Source organism: Stenotrophomonas sp. GD04145, assembly GCF_029835135.1.
Classification (GTDB): Bacteria; Pseudomonadota; Gammaproteobacteria; order Xanthomonadales; family Xanthomonadaceae; genus Stenotrophomonas; species Stenotrophomonas maltophilia_P.
Map to the genome: position 1 here is coordinate 1 of NZ_JAODZG010000004.1, position 18,189 is coordinate 18,189.

Here is an 18,189-nt window from a genome sequence, read left to right on the forward strand (position 1 = left end):
CAGGGGTCAGTCGGCGGCCACCACCACCAGCGCCGGCCGCAGCAGGCGCTCGTTGAGCAGATAGCCCTTCTGGAACACGGTCACCACGCTGCCCGGGGCGGCGTCCGGGGCCGGCACCTGGCTGATCGCCTGGTGGTGCTCCGGGTTGAACGGCTGGCCGGTCGGGTCAAGCAGGACCAGGCCGTTGTCGGCGGCGACCTTCAGCAACTGCTTGTAGGTCAGCTCCAGGCCCTCGCGCAGCGGGTGCGGGTCGTCGCCGGCGGCCTTCAGGCCGGCATCCAGGCTGTCGAACACGGGCAGCAGTTCGCCCAGCAGCTTCTCGTTGGCGAACTTGCGGGCCTGCTCGATGTCGCGGGCCACGCGCTTGCGCTGGTTCTCCAGGTCGGCGCGCTCACGCAGCGCATCGGCCCTGACCTGCTCGACTTCCGCGCGCAGGCGCTCCACTTCGTCGTTGACGCCTGCTGCGGCGGCCGCGTCGGCGGCGCTCTGCTGGGATTCGAAATCTGGATGTTCGTGGTTCATGTCTGGGTCCCTGGCGGTCACTCCCCGCCTCCACCCACCCTAGTGTGGGCGGGATGCTGCGTTTCAAGCGTCCGCGGCACCGGATCCGCGCCCGGTCGGTGAAAAGGCCGCGCCCAGCACGTCGGCGGTGGCCTGTACCAGCGGGATCATGCGGTCATAGGCCATCCGCTTCGGCCCGATCACCCCCAGCACGCCCAGCACCTGCCCATTGGCCGTATACGGGGCGGTCACCAGCGAAACCCCCTGCAGCGGCATCATCCCGGTCTCTTCGCCGATGAAGATGCGCACGCCCGGGGCCTGGATGGTCCGTTCCAGCAGCTGCAGGATCTCGCGCTTGCTGGAAAACAGCTCGAACAGTTCACGCAGGCGCTCCAGGTCGGACAGGTCCTGGACCCCCATCAGGCGGGTCTGGCCCGCCACCAGCATGTCGTCGGCCGCGGGCTGCAGGGCCTGCTCGGCCAGTTCGATGCTGTGCGCCAGCAGCTGCTCCAGCTCGGAACGGGCATCACGCAGCTCCAGCAGCAGGCGCGCCCGGATCTCCGCCAGCGGCAGCCCGGCGAAATGGGCGTTGAGGTAATTGGCGACCTGCTCCAGCTGGCCCGGGGCGAAGTCCTGGCGGGTTTCGATCACCCGGTTCTGGACCTCGTTGTCGGCGAACACCAGGATCGCCAGCACCCGGCGGCCGTCCAGCGCCACGAAATCGATCTGGCGGAAGGCGAACTGCTCGCGCCGCGGCGCGCTGACCACGCCGACGAAGTGGCTCATCGCCGACAGCAGCTCGGAGGCACTGCCGAGCAGGGCCTGGGTGCTGCCGCCACCGGCCAGTTCCTGGCGCAAGCGGGCCAGCTCGCCCTCGCCCGGCGGCTGCATCTGCAGCAGGCTGTCGACAAACACCCGGTAGCCATGCGCGGTCGGGATCCGCCCGGCGGAGGTATGCGGCGACGCCAGCAGACCCAGGTCCTCCAGGTCGCCGAGGATGTTGCGGATGGTGGCCGGGCTGACTTCCAGCCCGGCCACGCGCGCCAGCGTCTGCGAGCCCACCGGCTCACCATCCTGGATGTGGCGCGCGATCAGCGTGCGCAGCAGATGGCGCGCGCGCGGGGCGAGTTGGTCGGCGGAACCGTGCATGGAATCAACCTGTGAGACACGGAGACTAGATAATGGCGCCGGATCACCTTGGCAAGCCATTGGACCGCCCGCGTGCGCGTGCTAGCGTTGCGCGGCTCAGCTACCCCCAGACCCATGCTCAGACACCTATCGATCAAGGATTTCGCCGTCGTCCGCGCCACCGAACTGGAATTCGGGCCTGGCATGACCGTGGTTTCAGGCGAGACCGGCGCCGGCAAGTCGCTGATGGTCGACGCGCTGGGCTTCCTGTCCGGCCTGCGCGCCGACAGTGGCGTGGTCCGCCACGGTGCCGCCCGCGCCGAGCTGTCGGCCGAGTTCGCGCTGGAGCATCTGCAGGCCGCACGCCAGTGGCTGGCCGACAACGAGCTGGACGATGAGGACCAGTGCCAGCTGCGCCGCGTGATCCGCGCTGACGGCGGTTCGCGGGCCTGGATCAACGGCCGCCCGGTCACGCTCGCCCAGCTGGGCGAACTGGCCGCGCTGCTGGTGGAAATCCACGGCCAGCATGAACAGCAGGCCCTGCTGGCGCGTCCTTCCCAGCTGGCCCTGCTCGATGCCTATGCCGGCAACGAGGAAGAGCGCCGTCAGGTCCGCCGCGCCGCAGCCGCCTGGCAGGCACTGGTCGATGAATCCCTGGCGCTGTCGCAACAGGGCGACGTCAGTGACCGTATCGGCTTCCTCGAGCATCAGCTGCGCGAGCTGGACCGTGAGGATCTGGAGCCCGAATCGATCCTCGCGCTGGGCGCCAGCCATCGGCGCCAGGCCCATGCCAGCGCGCTGCTGACCGCCTGCCAGGCCGCCAGCAACCAGCTCAACGGCGACGAGGGCAGTTCGGCGCTGGATCAGCTGCAGCAGGTGCGGCACGAACTGGCCCGGCTGATCGAACACGACCCGCGCCTGGGCGAGGTGGACAGCCTGATCGAAAACGCATCGATCCAGCTGCACGAAGCCCTGTCCCTGCTCGACCGCGTGCACGACGACCTGGATGCCGACCCCGAACAGTTCGAGGAGAACGAGCGCCGTCTCGGCCGCCTGCACGACCTTGCGCGCAAGCATCGCGTGCCGATGGACGAACTGGGCGCGCAGCGCGAGCGCATGCATGCCGAAGTGGAGCAGCTGCGCGGCGCCGACGAGCGGCTGCAGCGCCTGGCCGGCGAGATCGACAAGGCCGCGGCCGCCTGGCGGGTGCAGGCCGAAGCACTGACCGCAAGCCGGCGCAGTGCGGCGGCCGCGCTGTCGACCACCACCACCGGCATCATCGCCGAGCTGGGCATGGGCGGCGGCCAGTTCCTGATCGAGCTGGAACCCCAGGACGGCGGCAAGCCCGACCCGCAGGGCGCCGAACGCGTGGAGTTCCTGGTCGCGGCCAATGCCGGTCAACCACCACGCGCGCTGCGCAAGGTGGCCTCGGGTGGCGAACTGTCGCGCATCTCGCTGGCAATCGAAGTGGCCGCGCTGGACCTGGACGCCGTGCCGACGATGGTGTTCGACGAAGTCGACTCGGGCATCGGTGGCGCGGTGGCCGACATCGTCGGCCAGAAGCTGCGCGCCCTCGGCGAGAAGCGCCAGGTGCTGTGCGTGACCCACCTGCCGCAGGTCGCGTCCAAGGGCCATGCCCATTACCGGGTCAGCAAGGCACCGGTAGAAGGCATGACCCAGAGTGCGGTGGAGAAGCTGGACCTCAAGGCACGCGAGGAAGAACTGGCACGCATGCTCGGTGGCGTCGAAGTGAGCAAGGAAGCGCGCGCCGCCGCCCGCAAGCTGCTGCAGGTCTGACGCCGGCGGCGCCGAGCGACGCCGGATCCGTCCCACCGCAGGTTCACCCCAGTGGCCGCGCCAGATCCACCTTTTCCACCAGGAAATCCAGGAACGCACGCACCCGCAGCGGCAGATACCCACCCTGCCCCAGAAACACCGCGTGCACCTCTTCCAGATCGCCGGGATTGGCCTCTTCCAGCACCGGCAGCAGTCGCCCGGCCGCCATGTCGTCCCTGACCTGGAAGGCGGCCAGCCGGGCCAGCCCGAGCCCACCCAGCACCAGCTGCCGCAGGGCGTCGCCGTTGCTGGCGCGGGCATTGCCGCTGGTGGGCACGCGCAGCACCTGGCCACCCTGCAGCAACGGCCACCCCTGCATCGCCCGCGCATGGCCGATGTCCAGCCGGTTGTGCGTCTGCAGGTCGTCGACATTGCCAGGCAGACCGTGTCGCTGCGCATAGCCGGGTGAGGCCACGATCATCATCCGCGTCGCCCCCAACCGTCGTGCCACCAGGCTGGAACTCTTCAGCGGACCGGCCCGCACGGCCACATCGGTGCGCTGCTCGAGCAGATCGATCACTTCATCGGTCAGGGTCAGATCCACCCCCACCTGCGGGTGCTGCTGCAGGAACATGGGCAGCAATGGCAGCAGGAAATGCTGGCCGAAGGGCACGTTGGCATTCACCCGCAGCCGCCCGCGCGGTTCGGCATGCGCGCTCGCACAGCGCTCGGCCTCTTCCAGGTCAGCAAGCACGCGCAGCCCGCGCTCGTAGAAGGCGCAGCCCTCCGGGGTCAGCTGCAGCTGGCGGGTGGATCGCTGCAGCAGGCGCGTGCCCAGTCGCTGCTCCAGCCGCGCCACCAGCTTGCTGACCGCCGAGGGCGTCATGTCCAGGCTGCGGGCCGCCGCGGAGAATCCGCCGGTCTCGATCACCCTCACGAACACTTCCAGCTCGCCGGAACGATTGATGTCGGGTCGCGCCATGGTGATGAATTCAGTTCACAGATGATTATCCAAGCGCAGTCTAGTTCACAGAAAGCGGCAAGGACACCATGGCCCCTCCTTCCGACGGACCCTTCCGATGAACCGCCTGAGCACGTTGACTACCGCTGCCCTGCTCACCCTGTCCGCAGCAGCCAGCGCCACGGCCGCTCCTCCCCGGCACTGGGTGGCCAGCTGGCAGGCCAGTCCACAACCGGTATGGCAGGCAGACTTCCTGTTTCCAACGCTGATCCCCGCAGAGCTGGCCGACCAGACCTTCCGCCAGACCGTCCGCATCAGCCTGGGCGGCTCACGCCTGCGTGTCCGCTTGAGCAACGCCTACGGGACACAGCCACTGCGGGTGGGCCGGGCCACCCTGGCGGCACATCCGGGCGAGGTGCCGCAGGCGCTGACCTTCGATGGCCAGCCCGGCGTGCTGATCGCGCCTGGCCAGGACCGGCTCAGCGACGCGCTGCCGCTGTCCACGCGCGACCTGCAGTCGCTGCAGGTCAGCATCCATCTGCCACAGCCCACACCGCTGCGGACGTTCCACTGGGAGGGCCGGCAGACCAGTTGGATCGCGCCGGGTGACCAGAGCCTGGCCGCGGACCTGGACGGTGCCCGCAGCACCACGGCCCGCCTGCTGCTGTCCGGCATCGACGTCGAAACCGCAACCCGCGCACGCAGCGTGGTGGTGATCGGCGACTCGATCACCGATGGCGCAACGGCCAGCCTCGACCAGGACCAGCGCTGGACCGACCATCTCGCCGCACGGCTGGCACCGCAGGGAATCGCAGTGGTCAACGCTGGCATCTCCGGCGGACGCCTGCTGCGCGACGGCATGGGAGAATCCGCCCTGGCCCGCTTCCCGCGCGATGTCCTCGACCAGCCCGGTGTCGCCAGTGTGATCGTGCTGATCGGCATCAACGACATCAGCTGGCCGGGCACAGCGTTCGCGCGCGGCCAGGCCCGGCCCGGGCTCGCCGAACTGCAGGCCGGCTATCGCAGCCTGGCCGGACAGGCCCATCGCCATGGACTGCGCATTGTCGGCGCAACCCTTCCGCCGTTCGCCGGTGCCCTGCCCGGCACCCCGCTGGACGACTACTACCAGCCGGACAAGGACGCACTGCGCCAGCAGCTCAATGCCTGGCTGCGGCAGGACAGCCCATTCGATGCGGTGATCGACCTGGATGCAGTGCTGCGCGACCCCGCCGATCCCTCACGGATGGCCGCCGCCTACGATTCAGGCGACCATCTGCATCCGGGCGATGCCGGCAACCGGGCCATGGCCAAGGCCGTGGATCTGCGGATGCTGATGCCGCCATCGCACCCGGCGGTCACTCCGCCGCGCTGACGAAAAACCCCGGGGCCAGCCCGGGGTCTCGTCGCAACCGGCACGCAGGGGGCGCCTATCTGCGCTTCTTGCGCACGTACAGCACCAGCGAGTGTTCTTCCAGCTCATAGCCGTGATCGGCCGCGATCTTGCGCTGCAGTTCCTCGATCTCGGTACTTTCGAACTCGATGATCTTGCCGCTGTCCACATCGACCATGTGATCGTGATGGCCGCCGCGGTCCAGTTCATAGACGGCCTGGCCGCCTTCGAAATTGTGCTTGAGCACGAGGCCGGCAGCCTCGAACTGGGTCAGTACCCGGTACACCGTGGCCAGGCCGATCTCGTCACCATGCTCCAGCAGCTGGCGGTAGATGTCTTCGGCGGTCATGTGGTGCTGGGCAGTGCGCTGCTCGAGCAGCGCCAGGATCCGCATCCGTGGATGGGTTACCTTCAGGCCGACTTTACGCAGGTCGTGGGTTTCCATAGGTCTCCGTTCATTGGCGATTTAGCGCCAGCTGCCTCGGATTGGGTCGCGGTGGCACGCCGGGAGTGTATCATCGGTTCGATTTCCCCAACCGCCAGTCCCGATGCGCAATCTCCTGTTGGTCGCCGCCGTCGCCCTGTCCACCACCGGGTGCGGCATCATCTACAAGCAACCCATCTATCAGGGCAACCTGATCCGGGAAGATGCCGTGGCCAAGCTGCAGGTCGGGCAAAGCAAGCAGCAGGTGAACGCGCTGCTGGGCACGCCCTCCGTGCCGGACCCGTTCCATGCCCAGCGCTGGGACTACACCTCCAGCCAGCGGGTCGACCGTCTCGGCCGCACGGAAGTGAAGAACTTCACCGTGTATTTCGAGAACGACACCGTGACGCGCTGGGAGGGTGACTATTTCCCGGCCAACGACAAGGCGCTGGCCCAGCAGACCGTCCGCCAGTTCGGCCGCAACCTGCCGAAGGACAAGAAGAAGAAGGGCCGCTGAGGCCGCCGGCCCGTTCCGACGGACGGGCCCTGGCCCTCAACCGCCGAGCGCGCGACGCCGGCGGTTGTCCTTGGGATCGGCCTGCAGCGGGCGCAGCAGTTCGACCCGGTCCCCATCCAGCAGTGCCTGCTGCGGGCGGGCCAGCACACCATGCACGGCGGCAGCCGGGCAGCCGGCACTGCCCTCAAGAGCGGCAGCGGCGATCGCATCGGCAACCGTGGCGCCCTCTTCCAGCTGCAACCGGCGTGACAGCACCCGCTGCGGCCAGGCAAGCACCACCTCGACCTCGATCATCGCTCAGTCCTCGTCGGCGACCCGGACGAAATCGTTGACCATGCGATCGGCCAGCCCCTGGAAGCCGATCGCCAGCGCCGGGCCCAGCAGCCGTGAGCTGGGTTCGAATTCCAGGGTCAGCGTCACCTTGCAGGCGTCTTCGGCCAGCGCGTGGAATTCCCAACGGCCATGAAGCTGCTTGAAGGGACCGTCGCGCAGCTGCATGTCGATGCTGTGCGGGCGCTGCAGGGTGTTCTCGGTCTGGAACCAGGTACTGAACGAACCCAGGCCCAGGTCCAGACGCGCCACCAGCCGGTCCTCGCCCTGCTCCAGGATGCGGGCATCGGAGCACCAGCGGAAGCGGCGCGGATAAGCCTGGACGTCGTTGACCAGGTCGAACATGCGCGCGGCCGAATGTTCGACCAGGGCGCTGCGGCGGATAGTAGGCATGTATACGGGACGTTTCGGCAATCGACCGGGCGGGCCCGAATCGGAGACAATACGGAAATGAGCAAGAACAGCGGCAAGGATAAAGCAAAGAGCGCGACGGCCAACAAAACCATCGCGCTGAACAAGCGTGCCCGCCACGAGTACCACATCGAAGAGCGCTTCGAGGCCGGGCTCGCCCTGCAGGGCTGGGAGGTCAAGTCGATCCGGGCGGGGCGCGGCAACATCATCGACGCCTACGCTTACGTGAAGCGTGGCGAGATCTACCTGATCGGCGCACAGATCACTCCGTTGATCCAGGCCTCCACCCACGTGGTGGCCGAGGATCGGCGCGAGCGCAAGCTGCTGCTGCACCGGAACGAGATCGACAAGCTGATCGGCAAGGTCGAGCGTGATGGCTATACGATCGTGCCGACCGCGATGTACTGGAGCAAGAACAAGATCAAGCTGGAGATCGCGCTGGCCAAGGGCAAGCAGAACCACGACAAGCGCGATGCGGCCAAGGATCGCGACTGGGCGATCGAGAAGCAGCGGGTGATGCGGCGCGGCAACCGCGACGCCTGAGGCAGGCCCCGCCGCCATGTGGCGCCGGGCGATGCCCGGCGGCCCGGGCCATCAACCGGCCAGCATGCCCTGCCCGCGCGCGCGCGGCGCCAGGGCCGCGTGCATCACGGCCAGGTGCATCACTACCGCCAGTTCCGGCGCGTGGCGGTCATCGCCCGCCCGCCACTGCTGGGCGAGCTGGGCTGCATCGGCCGGCAGCAGGGCCAGCAGCTGCGTATCGTCGAGGGCATCGGCTGCACCCTGCAGCTGGCGCGCCAGCTGCCGCGACTGCCACACGTGAACGCCGATGCTGAGGCTGGCCAATGTCATCAAGGTCAGCGCCAGGCCGTGCTCGAACCACTGCGCCAGCACGTCCGGCCCCCACAGCAACGCCGCCAGTACCGCCAGCGCCGGCAGCCGCCAGCCCAGCCAATGGGTGCGCCCACGCTGCGGCCAATGCACCACCACTGCGCTGGCGACCAGCGCCACCGCTGCGGTGGCCGGCAGTTCGGTCAGCCAGGTCGCCGCCAGCAGCACCGCCAGCAGCGCCCAGACCCAACCGGGAGGCAACGCCCGTCGCTGATAGTCGGCCCCGACCGGGCCCACCAGCTGGCGCAGGCTGCGCTGTTGCATCGCGTCGGTCACCCACAGTCTCCCGTTTCTGTCCTGCCCTGGATGGTCACGACCAGTGTGTCGCAAATCCGTGCCGGAGACGTTAGCAATCCGCTATGACACAGGCAGTACAACATGTTGCGGATTGACCGGCCGCGCGAGGTGACTGTTCAGCTGTTTTGCCGTAGCATGACAACCGTTGGGCAGGCCCTGCCCGTGGTGACACGGAATCGGCCCTGTACCTTGCAGCACTGTAGAAACCGGGGGTGCATTGGTTTCGACGGGGGTTGTGAAGTCGCCTGGCGCATGCCGAGGGGGTAGCTTTCCTCGTAAATCCAGCTGCAAAACTCTAGTTGCCAACGACGACAACTACGCTCTGGCCGCTTAAGGCCTAAGCCTCGAAACCGCTTGTGTCCATGCTCGCGGTGTAGAGTCACTATCATGGAATCGCGCTGGACGGCTGCCTGTCAGTCCGGCACTAGAACACAACAGGCTGGTTCCCGGATGCGCTTTGCACGCCGTGCTGTTCGGGGACGAGATTCAACGGCGAGCTAAGCATGTAGTGCTGGGGATGGAGTGCCTTCGGACGGCGGTTCAATTCCGCCCACCTCCACCAACGAGCGGTCCGCCAAGGACCGGAGAAGCCCGGAAACCCCCGCAGCACAAGGGTTTCCGGGCTTTTTTATTGTCCGCATCAGGCCGGGGCAATCCGTTTCAATCCTCGAGACGGTGGGGGTACATCAAGGGGTATCCGACCGTCCCCGCTTAAGCGATACCCCCAATGCCTCTGACCGACGCAGCCATCCGGCGCGCCAAGCCGCAGAAGATCACCGACGGCGGCGGCCTGTGCCTCTACCTCCCCCGACCGGCGCGCGCAGCTGGCGCTGGAAGTGCCGCATCGCCGGCAAGGAAGAGCTGCTGTCGATCGGCCTGTACCCGGATGTCTCCTTGGCTCGCGCTCGCGAGGCCCGCGACGAAGCCCGCTGCTGGCAAGAGGGGTCGCCCCCCGGCGCGCAGAAGAAGGCTGCTGCCCTCGTTCACTCCGCCCTCGGCTCGGACAGCCTCGAGGCCATCGCCAATGAGTGACACGCCGGAAATACCATTGCCGACTCTGGCGCGTTCACACAAAACAAAACACCTCTTCTCCTAGCCAGACAAGAGGTGTTCCATTGCATATCATTCCTCTTGAGGAGGACTGTTGTTGCCTGGATTGTCCTGCTGAGATGTAGGCTGATAACCACCCTGCGGGCTTGGGTCAGACGGCGTTTGAATAGGCTGATAGCCCTTTTCCACGGGCATGTACCCATCATGCCGTGTCTTGTCAGGATTTCCCATTTTCTACTCCCTAAGTTCGATATGCGAAATGTCTTTCGACAGGATTAAAACACCGGCAGTTTGATTTTTCTTCCTAACGAACTGCCCCTTCCCCCCAAGAATCCAACACTCTTCAAGGTAGATTTGCTCAGGTGCAGGGGCGCTTGACGCGAATGAGCTCCCTGCGTATCGACCACCGATGACACTTCCGTTGGATAAGGTCACCTTTACCCAATACAACTTCCGCTGCTGAAAGACAAAATCCCACGGCTTCGCTGTTGGATGAGGAGCCGTTCGCTGCATCAGGCTCGACGCTCTCATCAGCTTCCAGATGACTACCCAGAGTATCGGGGCAATGAATACTGCAAAAAAGTAGAAGAGGTAATAGGCCAGCGGACTGGCAGCCGCTAAGGATGACCTTTCGACTAGCATTACTGGCACGAAAAGCAAGGCGTAGTTGATAGAGCTATAAGCGACAGCATCAATCAGTTGCTCCGAAGTAGCTCTCACCGTTCCTGGAAATGCGAGTTGATAGCATTTGATGCTGATGAAACCTGGGACCACAAAAAGCAAAAATATTGCCAGCTTATCGCTTTGCCATATATCCATCCCCTTCCCCCGATCAAGGTCCATCCGAGCCGTTAAGGCAGTCTGTCCAAGTGCTTTAGTCCAAGCAACTGCTTCGCGAATATTCGGCATTGAGCCATAGCGCAGTCTCTCAGATTGAGACTGTACCGGCTGAAAAGTTGGGTGCACAGAGCCTCAGCTGAAGATGCTGGGCGCCGGTAGGAGCAGCGTTGGAAGCAACATCAGCAGGCCTCGTGCCCGTTTTAACGAGTGAAGTCGTGAAGCACTCGCCAGCGCGCCTAAGGAAGTTCGGCAAAGCCTCGCCGGATTCGCTGATATGGTCGCCCAGATGCTGGCGCTACCCCGCCCCTGGTTGTTTCCGGTGTGCGGGATCGAACCGCTTTGCGCTCACAGCGGCCCCAGCGTCACCACCACCAAGAGTTTCCACAGCATGCCGTCCTCTTCGAGAACGACCGCACACCAGCCCATCATCGTGCCCACATGGGATTGGGTATCGTTTGAGGTATTGCCCCGAAGGAGCAGGCCCGGAAAATTTTCTTTGCCATTCAACCATTTATAAGAAATTCTGGGACACCCCACCTCCACCAACGAGCGGTCCTTCAAGGACCGGAGAAGCCCGGACATTCCCGCCAGAAGGGGATCTCCGGGCCTTTTTTATTGCCTGCGGTATAGACCGCTCGCCGCGCGTGTCGATCTCGACATCGGTAAATCAGTTCAGAAATTTCCTACCCCCGCACTGGGGGAGAACGGTCTGCGAAGCCGTTCGTTCAAGGTCGCCATCAGAAAGGAGACCGCGCGGACATACCCCCTTCATCTCGAGTCGAGCCCCCAGGGCACGACCGGCTCATCGCACCTTTCACAAAGGAACTGTATTCATGCGTACGTCGCTTCGGGTTTCCCTTGCCAGTGCCATCACCCTGGTCCTGGCCAGTGCCCCTGCCTTCGCCCAATCCACCGAACGGGTGTGGACACGGGGCATGGACAACAACCAGCAGTACAGCAGTTTCATCGTCAAGTACCGCGATGGCAGCCGCAAACGCGTCTCTGCCGACACCGCCCAGGATGCGCTGAAACAGCGCTTGGGCGCGCAGCAGCGCAGCAAGCGCTCGGTGGGTGCGGCGCAGGCTGCGGCGGTGGCGCATCAGCGCCGCATGGGTGGCGGCGCCGATGTGATCAGGACAGACAAGGCACTGGATCGTCCGGAGGCCGAGATCCTGATGCAGCGCATCGCCGACGACCCGGACGTCGAATACGTGCAGCCGAACTTCATGATGAGTGCGTTCGCCACGCCCAACGATCCGCGTTACGCCGAACAGTGGCACTACAGCAATCCCGTCAGTGGCGCACGCGTGCCGGCGGCATGGGATCGCTCCACCGGCCAAGGGGTCGTGGTGGCGGTGATCGATTCGGGCTATCTCGACAACAACGACCTGCAGCCGAACCTGCTGCCAGGCTACGACATGATTTCCTCCACCCGGCCGTTCAGCAATCTGCAGTGCATCCTGGGCGGGCTGAATCCCGGTTGTGGCGGTTCCGACGATGGCGATGGCCGCGATGCGGATGCCTTCGATGCCTCGGGCATCGCGCACGGCACCCACGTTGCGGGAACCGTCGCGGCGGTAACCAACAACCAGATCGGCGTGGCCGGCGTGGCCTACAACGCGAAGGTCGTACCGGTACGCGTGCTGGGCAACCAGGGCAATGGCGGCTCGGATGACATCATCGACGGCATGCTCTGGAGCGCTGGCATCGCTGTGCCGGGTGTTCCCGCCAATGCCAACCCGGCCGAGGTCATCAATCTCAGCCTGGGCGGCCGTCGGCCCTGCTCGCCGGCCGAGCAGGATGCGATCGACGACATCACGGCCACCGGCACCCTCGTGGTGGTCGCGGCGGGCAACAGCAACCTCGATGTGTCCGAGTTCGCACCGGCGAACTGCAACGGCGTGATCGCGGTAGCCGCGAACGACCAGGGCGGGCGCCGCGCGTTCTACTCCAACTACGGTGCAGGCATCCATATCACCGCGCCCGGTGGCGAGACGTGGTCGTGCCGCGCCTCGGTGGGCGAGTTCCTGCCCCTGGCCACACCACCGAACTCGACCAACTGCGCACCGACCCGCCAGCATCCGGCGCAGGGCGTTCTGTCCACGGTGGGCAACAATGCCTTTGACTTCATGTCCGGCACCTCGATGGCGGCACCGCACGTGGCCGGCGTCGTCGCGTTGATGCAGGCGGTGGCACCGGTGCCGAAGACCACCAGCCAGGTCAAGGACATCCTGCGCCGCACCGCCCATCCGATCGCGGCGGCCAACTGCCCGGGGGGTTGCGGTCCGGGCATCATCGACGCCGCAGAAGCTATCAGGGAGGCCAGCAACTGAGGCCCGGGCGCAGCGGCCCGCCACAGCCGCTGCGCCATGCGTTGCCCGCCGGTCAGATCCACAGGCCACCTTCTCCCACACTCCCGGCACGAAACCCATGAACTGGTTCGACGGTATGGCCATCGGCTTCCTGCTCGGTGTCCTGGCATGTACTGCTGCGGTGGTCCTGGCAATCCGCAACAGCGATCTGGACGATTGACGACCGGCCGCTGAAGGAACCGGCGCACGCCGCTTCCGCCTTGACATACCTCCCGCTAGAGTGGCGCGACCGCGCAGGAGGATCGTATGGCAACCACGGGAATGGGCATCGTCGGCCGCACGGCTCTCGTCTTCACCCTGCTGCTGGCGTTGAGCGGCTGCGCCACCCTGCGCCAGTTCGGGCCCTCGGTGCAGGTCGCCTCGGTTACCCCCGGCCAGTACATCGCGCTCAAGCGCGGTGACATCCTCACCACCGGCAAGCTCAGCTCGGCCACCCTGGAAACCCTGCGCGTGGCCGGTCTGGACGAGGGTGTCTGCGCCAAGCCCGGTCCGCCCTGCATCGATGCAATGGAGGCCAGCATCGTCGTACGCGAGGAAGACAAGCGCTCGGCCCTGGCCGAACTCTGGCTGCAGTACGCATTGACCCTGCCCGCCCCCAAGCGCGAGTACTCCGCCGAAGGCCGCGCCAAGGCCGTGGTCACCGAACTGGACGCCGGCTTCCAGCCGCGTCTGGATGCGTGGATGCAGGTTGCGCGGCAGGCCTACGCCTATCTGTTCTTCACCGAGCGCACCGCCAACCAGCGGGGTTTCGAGGATCGCCAGACGCAGGTGCGGGACTACTACAACCTGGCCGTGCAGGAAGCCTCCGTGCAGCTGTTCGAGGCCTACGCTACCGGCCGGGTGCACAGCGACACCAGCCGCTTCCAGCTGGGTCGATGGACCTTTGTGCTGGCGCCATCGGACGACGGCTCGCCATTGGACGAGCGTACGCCGAGGGAGCTGGTTCCCGCCGCAGCGCTCTCGTTCACCGGCACCCTGCGCAGCGTGCATCGCCGGGATGGCTTCGGCGCCGAGCTGGTAGCGGTGATGGATGATCCCGGCAGCGACGTGGACATGCCTGCTGCCGAGGCCAGCGCCGCCGCGCCCGTACAACGCAGCTGGAGCGAAATGCCTTCACCCTCGATGTCGGTGCTGCTGCGGTTCTCCGGCAACAACCTGTGGGAAGTGCTGCACGACGACGAGCCGGAGGTGGAGATCCACGATCCCTACCAGGTTTCGGAAGTCACCCTGCATGGCCAGCAGGTGCCACTGGCGGCCAACTTCACGGCAGGCTACGCGCTGTGGCTCGCACGCTCCAACTTCAGCCGGCAATCGCTGCGCTCGCTGTTCGGCAGCAAGGGCGGCATCGATACGCCGCATCTGTACATGATGCAGCCCTACGACCCGAAGCGCCGCGTGCTGTTGATGATCCACGGCCTGGCAAGCAGCCCGGAGGCATGGGTCAACGTCGCCAACGAGCTGATGCGCGACGATGAGATCCGCCGGGACTTCCAGGTGTGGCAGTTCTACTACCCGACCAATATGCCCATCGCGATGAGCCACGATGCGATCCGCCACATGCTGGCCGACGTGCTGCAGCACTTCGATCCCACTGGAAAGGCGGCGGCCTCGCATGACATGGTGCTGGTCGGGCACAGCATGGGCGGAGTGATCTCGCGGCTGATGGTGTCTTCGTCCGGCGACCATCTGGTCGAGACCCTGCTGGCAACCGCGCAGATGACGCCGGCACAGCGCGAGCTGCTGCGCACCCGCGGCGCGCCGGTGCTCACGTTCAAGCCGGAACCGGAGATCTCACGGGTGGTATTCATTGCCACGCCGCATCGCGGCACCGACGTCGCCGGTACCCGCCTCGGGCGCTGGATCGGCCGTCTGGTACGGCTGCCACTGACCGTGCTGGAGGACGTGGCGACGATCGCCAACGACGGCCACGTCGACCGCGACGACGGCAAGCACGGCTACCAGATGAACAGCATCCAGAATCTCGACAAGGATGACCCCTTCGTCAAGGCCGTCGCCGATCTGCCGATGTCTCCGAGCGTGCGCTACCACTCCATCATCGCGCGCGCCAAAGCCGATGGACCGCTGGAGCAGACCAGCGACGGACTGGTGCCGTACTGGAGTTCGCATCTGCCGGGCGCCGAATCGGAGAAGGTAATCGTGTCCGGTCACAGCGTGCAGGAAGCCACGCCCGCCATCGTCGAGCTCAGGCGCATCCTGCATGAAGACATGCAGGCACACGACCGGCGCGATGAATAGCGCAGGCTGATCGCCGTTCCGCCACCGGCGGAGACGGCGGGTCAGGCGTTGCGGGAAATCCCTCATCGCACGTACGCACAGTGCCTCCTATGCTGGCCGCACCTCCCCGACAGCAGGCCAGCCACATGAACACCCAGGACCTCAGCCGCCAACCCCGTCCCGATCCGGCCGAGCGCGATGCCTTCTTTCCCTCGCCCTGGTCGCTCTCGCAGTTCACGTCACCCACCAGCAATCTGTCCGGCGCGGACTATGCCGACGCACGCCGGGATGGCCGCTGGAAGATACTGATGATCGGCGCCGATGAGCGCTACCTGCCGACCGCCAACGGCCACCTGTTCTCCACCGGCAATCACCCGGTCGAAACGCTGCTGCCGATGTATCACCTGGACAAGGCCGGCTTCGACTTCGATGTGGCAACCCTGTCCGGCAACGCCGTGAAGTTCGAATGGTGGGCGTTCCCCGGCGAGGACCGCGACATCGGCGGTCTGTACGAACGTTACCAGGCGCGGTTCCGCCAGCCGAAGGTGCTGGACGACATCGTGGCCTCGCTGGACGCGGCGTCGGACTATGCAGCCATCTTCATTCCGGGCGGGCATGGTGCACTGATCGGTCTGCCGGAGAGCCGCGCGGTCAGCAAGGCGCTGCACTGGGCGATGGCACAGCAGCGCTACATCATCACGCTCTGCCACGGCCCTGCAGCGCTGTTGGCTGCCAGGATCGATGAAGCGGGCGGTGATTCGCTGTTCCGTGGCTACCGCATCTGCGCCTTCCCCGATGCGATGGACCGGCAGACGCCGGACATCGGCTACATGCCCGGGCAACTGCCGTGGTTCTTCGGTGAAAAGCTCGCGCAGCAGGGCGTGCAGATCGTCAACGAGGGTATTGACGGCAGCGTGCTGCAGGATCGCCTGCTGCTGACAGGCGATAGTCCGTTGGCCGGCAATGCACTCGGCCAGTTGGCCGCACGCACCCTGCTGGACGCGCTGGCAGGTCGCTGAACACCGTGGCCGCGCTGGTGCCCATGCTGCTGGAACTGGAGCAGGCGCGTTCGATCGCCGGGATCGGCGCGCTGCTTCGCTCGATCGCCGCGCCCCTCGGCTACGATCGCGTGCTGGTGTTTGCGGCCGGCACCGGGTTCGAACGCGGCGCACACCGTGTGTACTGGATCGAGGGCGACTGGCTGGGCACAGGGCGTGAGACCGATCTTGCCCGCTACCTGCATGCCTGCCCGGTCAACCGCCACGTGCTCGACAGCGATGCCCCGTTCTTCTGGAGCAAGCGCGACGGCGCAAGGGGGGCCCGCTACCAGGTGGTCAGGCAGCCCCGCGGCGACGGCCTGCATGGCCTGCAGGTACCCGTGTTCGGAACCACGGGGCTAGAAGGGGCAATCAGTTTCGCCGGAACGATCATCGACGCTTCCGCGCCTGCCCGGCTGCTGCTGGAGTCTGCCGGCACAGCAGCATTCCGCGCTGCCCGCCGGCTGGCCGAAGCACCGGCCGAACGCCCCCTGGGCGAACTGAGCACGCGGGAACGCGAGGTTCTGCGCTGGGTCGCAGCCGGCCGGCGCCAGGCGGAGATCGCCGCCACGCTGGGGTTGTCCGCGCGCACCGTGGAGAACCACCTGCGCCGCGCGCGCCAGCGCCTGGGCGTTGCGACGACGGCGCAGGCCGTGCGCGCGGCCGCGCGACGCGGCGAGATCGAAGACTGAGCGTGCCCCCGTGCAGCCGCCAGGCCAATGACCCATCCCGGCATACCCTCCCCTGCCAATCCGTGCCATCCTTCATGGAATCGTTTACATGGAATGGAGGGATTCCACGATGCTGTCGCGTTTCCGTCGCCCTGCGCTGTGTGCGCTGCTGGCCTTCGCTCTTCCCGCCATCGCCTGGGCGGCGGCCCCTGCGCCGCTGAAGGTGATGTCCTTCAATGTCCGCACCCCGGCCGACACCGCGCCAGGCAAGCGCTGGCCGGATCGCCGCGATGCGATGGTCAAGGTCATCCTGGATGCCCGCCCGGCCGTCATCGGCACCCAGGAGCTGGTACAGGAACAGGCCGACTATCTCGCCGGCCACCTGCCCGGCTACGCGTGGTTCGGTGAAGGACGGCGCGGTGGCAGCGGCGATGAGCACATGGGCGTGTTCTACGACACGCGGGTGCTGGCCGTGGAGGAATCAGGCAACTTCTGGCTGTCCGATACACCGGAGGTCGCCGGCAGCATCACCTGGGGCAACCTGTACCCGCGCATGGTGACCTGGGCCCTGTTCCGTCGCCTTGACGATGGCCGCCGCTTCTACTTCATGGACACCCACCTGCCCTATCGCGACGAAGACGAACCGCGCCGGGTCAAGGGAGCCGAGCTGATCGGCAGGCGGGTGGCGACGCTGCCGCCGGATCTGCCGGTGGTGCTGACGGGCGACTTCAACAGTGAACCCGGGGGCGGAACCTACGCGACGCTCACCCGCGTTCTGCAGGACGCACGCACCCAGGTGGCGTCTCCCCAGGGGCCGCGCCTGACCTTCCATGATTTCACCGGCAAGGCCACCACGCAGCTGGACTGGGTATTGGTGAGAGGCTTCCGTGCGCGCAGCTTCCTGACCGATGACCGTCGCATCGACGGCGTGCTGCCCTCGGATCACTTCCCGCTGGTGGTCGAGCTGGACTGGCCCCGGCCCTGAGTCGGGTTGCCGCCGCGTTCACCGCGGCGGCTGCCGCGCCAACAGGCGATACAGCGCCTGGTGCTGATCGCGCGCCTGGCAGATGCGAGCGCCGATGGCCAGCAGCACGGCCACGCCGATCAGGCCCAGGCCCAGCATGGAGTCCGGCAGCCGTACGAAGCCGATGGCCGCGGCCAGCATCGCCAGCACCAGCAGAACGACCACCGCGACGGACAGTCCTGCACCGGGTGGTCCCGGATCGCCGAACAACATTCGTTGGGTATCCCGCTTGCCGTCCGTCATCGCCTGTCCTCTGATGGCCCGCCCCACTTGTTACACGGCAGAAGGCGCTTCCGGGAGAGTCAGAAGCGTCATGAATGTGACGGTGTCCACG

20 protein-coding genes and 1 other RNA gene are annotated in these 18,189 nt (G+C 66.3%); 11 read left to right on the forward strand and 10 right to left on the reverse strand.

Annotated features, from left to right (window positions below; translation table 11 throughout):
* Positions 1 to 6 precede the first annotated feature (6 nt).
* Together grpE and hrcA are read right to left on the reverse strand one after the other, a co-directional pair.
* The gene (gene grpE / locus N7367_RS03125; protein WP_074901336.1) at positions 7 to 522 is read right to left on the reverse strand and encodes a nucleotide exchange factor GrpE; all 516 of its coding nucleotides are present in this window, start codon (positions 520 to 522) and stop codon (positions 7 to 9) included.
* A gap of 63 nt (positions 523 to 585) precedes the next feature.
* A complete protein-coding gene (gene hrcA, locus N7367_RS03130; RefSeq protein WP_279941709.1) occupies positions 586 to 1,650 on the reverse strand; it encodes a heat-inducible transcriptional repressor HrcA in 1,065 nt (354 codons plus the stop codon).
* A 114-nt stretch (positions 1,651 to 1,764) separates the two neighbouring features.
* On the opposite strand from hrcA, the gene recN reads away from it, so the two are divergent.
* Positions 1,765 to 3,426, forward strand: coding sequence for a DNA repair protein RecN (recN, locus tag N7367_RS03135; RefSeq protein WP_053519709.1), 1,662 nt, complete (start codon positions 1,765 to 1,767; stop codon positions 3,424 to 3,426).
* 43 nt (positions 3,427 to 3,469) lie between these two features.
* On the opposite strand, the gene N7367_RS03140 is transcribed toward recN, so the two are convergent.
* Positions 3,470 to 4,387 (reverse strand): LysR family transcriptional regulator, encoded by a 918-nt coding sequence (locus tag N7367_RS03140; RefSeq protein ID WP_279941711.1) that lies wholly within the window; start codon positions 4,385 to 4,387, stop codon positions 3,470 to 3,472.
* Between the two features lie 97 nt (positions 4,388 to 4,484).
* Here N7367_RS03140 and N7367_RS03145 point away from each other — a divergent pair, with 97 nt between their 5' ends.
* Positions 4,485 to 5,738 carry an SGNH/GDSL hydrolase family protein gene (locus N7367_RS03145; RefSeq protein WP_279941712.1) on the forward strand — a complete coding sequence of 418 codons (1,254 nt, stop codon included), beginning with the start codon at positions 4,485 to 4,487 and terminating at the stop codon, positions 5,736 to 5,738.
* A 55-nt stretch (positions 5,739 to 5,793) separates the two neighbouring features.
* Here N7367_RS03145 and fur read toward each other — a convergent pair whose 3' ends face one another.
* Positions 5,794 to 6,201, reverse strand: coding sequence for a ferric iron uptake transcriptional regulator (fur, locus tag N7367_RS03150; protein ID WP_053519706.1), 408 nt, complete (start codon positions 6,199 to 6,201; stop codon positions 5,794 to 5,796).
* 103 nt (positions 6,202 to 6,304) lie between these two features.
* Between fur and bamE the strand changes: the two genes are divergently transcribed.
* The gene (gene bamE / locus N7367_RS03155; RefSeq protein ID WP_074901327.1) at positions 6,305 to 6,697 is read left to right on the forward strand and encodes an outer membrane protein assembly factor BamE; all 393 of its coding nucleotides are present in this window, start codon (positions 6,305 to 6,307) and stop codon (positions 6,695 to 6,697) included.
* Positions 6,698 to 6,733: 36 nt separating this feature from the next.
* On the opposite strand, the gene N7367_RS03160 is transcribed toward bamE, so the two are convergent.
* A complete protein-coding gene (locus tag N7367_RS03160; RefSeq protein ID WP_053519704.1) occupies positions 6,734 to 6,991 on the reverse strand; it encodes an RnfH family protein in 258 nt (85 codons plus the stop codon).
* Positions 6,992 to 6,994: 3 nt separating this feature from the next.
* Entirely contained in the window at positions 6,995 to 7,420 is a 426-nt protein-coding gene (locus tag N7367_RS03165; RefSeq protein WP_053519703.1) for a type II toxin-antitoxin system RatA family toxin, read from the reverse strand.
* Between the two features lie 57 nt (positions 7,421 to 7,477).
* Here N7367_RS03165 and smpB point away from each other — a divergent pair, with 57 nt between their 5' ends.
* Complete coding sequence (gene smpB, locus N7367_RS03170; RefSeq protein ID WP_019661238.1) at positions 7,478 to 7,981, forward strand: SsrA-binding protein SmpB; 504 nt, start codon at positions 7,478 to 7,480, stop codon at positions 7,979 to 7,981.
* 51 nt (positions 7,982 to 8,032) lie between these two features.
* Here smpB and N7367_RS03175 read toward each other — a convergent pair whose 3' ends face one another.
* Positions 8,033 to 8,605, reverse strand: a complete 573-nt coding sequence (locus tag N7367_RS03175; RefSeq protein ID WP_053519702.1) for a hypothetical protein — start codon at positions 8,603 to 8,605, stop codon at positions 8,033 to 8,035.
* A gap of 229 nt (positions 8,606 to 8,834) precedes the next feature.
* Between N7367_RS03175 and ssrA the strand changes: the two genes are divergently transcribed.
* Positions 8,835 to 9,188: a transfer-messenger RNA gene (gene ssrA, locus N7367_RS03180) on the forward strand.
* A 230-nt stretch (positions 9,189 to 9,418) separates the two neighbouring features.
* On the forward strand, positions 9,419 to 9,658 hold the full coding sequence (locus N7367_RS03185; RefSeq protein ID WP_279941713.1) for an Arm DNA-binding domain-containing protein: 240 nt from the start codon (positions 9,419 to 9,421) through the stop codon (positions 9,656 to 9,658).
* A gap of 252 nt (positions 9,659 to 9,910) precedes the next feature.
* On the opposite strand, the gene N7367_RS03190 is transcribed toward N7367_RS03185, so the two are convergent.
* Both N7367_RS03190 and N7367_RS03195 read right to left on the reverse strand, forming a co-directional pair.
* Positions 9,911 to 10,585, reverse strand: a complete 675-nt coding sequence (locus N7367_RS03190) for a DUF6338 family protein (RefSeq protein ID WP_279941714.1) — start codon at positions 10,583 to 10,585, stop codon at positions 9,911 to 9,913.
* 276 nt (positions 10,586 to 10,861) lie between these two features.
* A complete protein-coding gene (locus N7367_RS03195) occupies positions 10,862 to 11,077 on the reverse strand; it encodes a hypothetical protein (RefSeq protein WP_279941716.1) in 216 nt (71 codons plus the stop codon).
* Positions 11,078 to 11,349: 272 nt separating this feature from the next.
* Between N7367_RS03195 and N7367_RS03200 the strand changes: the two genes are divergently transcribed.
* The 5 genes from N7367_RS03200 to N7367_RS03220 all read left to right on the forward strand — a co-directional run bounded on the left by N7367_RS03200 (position 11,350) and on the right by N7367_RS03220 (position 17,816).
* Positions 11,350 to 12,849, forward strand: a complete 1,500-nt coding sequence (locus tag N7367_RS03200) for a S8 family serine peptidase (RefSeq protein ID WP_279941718.1) — start codon at positions 11,350 to 11,352, stop codon at positions 12,847 to 12,849.
* A gap of 285 nt (positions 12,850 to 13,134) precedes the next feature.
* On the forward strand, positions 13,135 to 15,144 hold the full coding sequence (locus N7367_RS03205; RefSeq protein WP_111185468.1) for an alpha/beta fold hydrolase: 2,010 nt from the start codon (positions 13,135 to 13,137) through the stop codon (positions 15,142 to 15,144).
* A 125-nt stretch (positions 15,145 to 15,269) separates the two neighbouring features.
* Complete coding sequence (hchA, locus tag N7367_RS03210) at positions 15,270 to 16,142, forward strand: glyoxalase III HchA (RefSeq protein WP_279941719.1); 873 nt, start codon at positions 15,270 to 15,272, stop codon at positions 16,140 to 16,142.
* A 5-nt stretch (positions 16,143 to 16,147) separates the two neighbouring features.
* On the forward strand, positions 16,148 to 16,852 hold the full coding sequence (locus N7367_RS03215) for a PA1136 family autoinducer-binding transcriptional regulator (protein ID WP_279941720.1): 705 nt from the start codon (positions 16,148 to 16,150) through the stop codon (positions 16,850 to 16,852).
* A 109-nt stretch (positions 16,853 to 16,961) separates the two neighbouring features.
* Positions 16,962 to 17,816: an endonuclease/exonuclease/phosphatase family protein gene (locus N7367_RS03220; RefSeq protein ID WP_065181299.1), complete on the forward strand. Its 855-nt coding sequence runs from the start codon at positions 16,962 to 16,964 to the stop codon at positions 17,814 to 17,816.
* 18 nt (positions 17,817 to 17,834) lie between these two features.
* Here N7367_RS03220 and N7367_RS03225 read toward each other — a convergent pair whose 3' ends face one another.
* Positions 17,835 to 18,098 (reverse strand): hypothetical protein, encoded by a 264-nt coding sequence (locus N7367_RS03225; RefSeq protein WP_053517461.1) that lies wholly within the window; start codon positions 18,096 to 18,098, stop codon positions 17,835 to 17,837.
* Positions 18,099 to 18,189: the final 91 nt, after the last annotated feature.

Bases quoted from the DNA above. Each gene is read 5' to 3' on its own strand.
- grpE (WP_074901336.1), bottom strand. From the start codon at position 522: ATGAACCACGAACATCCAGATTTCGAATCCCAGCAGAGCGCCGCCGAC.
- hrcA (WP_279941709.1), bottom strand. From the start codon at position 1,650: ATGCACGGTTCCGCCGACCAACTCGCCCCGCGCGCGCGCCATCTGCTG.
- recN (WP_053519709.1), top strand. From the start codon at position 1,765: ATGCTCAGACACCTATCGATCAAGGATTTCGCCGTCGTCCGCGCCACC.
- N7367_RS03140 (WP_279941711.1), bottom strand. From the start codon at position 4,387: ATGGCGCGACCCGACATCAATCGTTCCGGCGAGCTGGAAGTGTTCGTG.
- N7367_RS03145 (WP_279941712.1), top strand. From the start codon at position 4,485: ATGAACCGCCTGAGCACGTTGACTACCGCTGCCCTGCTCACCCTGTCC.
- fur (WP_053519706.1), bottom strand. From the start codon at position 6,201: ATGGAAACCCACGACCTGCGTAAAGTCGGCCTGAAGGTAACCCATCCA.
- bamE (WP_074901327.1), top strand. From the start codon at position 6,305: ATGCGCAATCTCCTGTTGGTCGCCGCCGTCGCCCTGTCCACCACCGGG.
- N7367_RS03160 (WP_053519704.1), bottom strand. From the start codon at position 6,991: ATGATCGAGGTCGAGGTGGTGCTTGCCTGGCCGCAGCGGGTGCTGTCA.
- N7367_RS03165 (WP_053519703.1), bottom strand. From the start codon at position 7,420: ATGCCTACTATCCGCCGCAGCGCCCTGGTCGAACATTCGGCCGCGCGC.
- smpB (WP_019661238.1), top strand. From the start codon at position 7,478: ATGAGCAAGAACAGCGGCAAGGATAAAGCAAAGAGCGCGACGGCCAAC.
- N7367_RS03190 (WP_279941714.1), bottom strand. From the start codon at position 10,585: ATGCCGAATATTCGCGAAGCAGTTGCTTGGACTAAAGCACTTGGACAG.
- N7367_RS03200 (WP_279941718.1), top strand. From the start codon at position 11,350: ATGCGTACGTCGCTTCGGGTTTCCCTTGCCAGTGCCATCACCCTGGTC.
- N7367_RS03205 (WP_111185468.1), top strand. From the start codon at position 13,135: ATGGCAACCACGGGAATGGGCATCGTCGGCCGCACGGCTCTCGTCTTC.
- hchA (WP_279941719.1), top strand. From the start codon at position 15,270: ATGAACACCCAGGACCTCAGCCGCCAACCCCGTCCCGATCCGGCCGAG.
- N7367_RS03220 (WP_065181299.1), top strand. From the start codon at position 16,962: ATGCTGTCGCGTTTCCGTCGCCCTGCGCTGTGTGCGCTGCTGGCCTTC.
- N7367_RS03225 (WP_053517461.1), bottom strand. From the start codon at position 18,098: ATGACGGACGGCAAGCGGGATACCCAACGAATGTTGTTCGGCGATCCG.